Source organism: Rhodococcus sp. P4_F3_2 (assembly GCF_056401335.1).
This window is the reverse complement of record NZ_JBFUJN010000178.1, coordinates 1-482: the sequence shown is the minus strand read 5'-3', so window position 1 is coordinate 482 and position 482 is coordinate 1. Positions and strand designations below refer to the sequence as shown.

Here is a 482-nt window from a genome sequence, read left to right as displayed (position 1 = left end):
GATGTAATGTTTGGAAAACTGTCTATAAAGAAGGTTGATGCTATCTCATTATGTTGGAACTCTTTTAGTAGTTGGTGATGTACATCTACCAGAAGAGCAAGGGAATCTAGGGCTACCGGCAAACAAAGCTCCTTAAATAACAAGGTATATGGTGTGTCTGCCAATTCAATTCCCAGCTCAATTGCATCCGCCATTCTTTTATTAGGTAAGTGGAAAAAAGCAACTCTAGGATCAGAAATTTGTTTAAGGGTTTGTGAAACTTTTGCACGTGGGGAAAGATCAATAACTAAAAATTTATAATTGCTATATGAYTGATTGAGAACATGTTCGTATTGTGAAACTGTTATTTCAGATAATTGCTGAACTGGAAAAACAATTGTTACTTCAAAAGGAATGTTTCTTCTATTACGGGTCTGTTGTTTTGCTAAATTAAATGTATATCGCCAACGTCGGTGTTGATATACAGAGCTTTGTAGTTGAGC

Annotated in this window: 1 protein-coding gene; it reads right to left on the bottom strand. The window is 35.6% G+C overall.

The genetic code is table 11. The features are described 5' to 3' along the window. Nucleotides 1-482 (bottom strand): glycosyltransferase family 2 protein (locus tag AC1DWA_RS33320; RefSeq protein ID WP_477917746.1); only part of this gene is annotated, 482 nt, incomplete at both ends.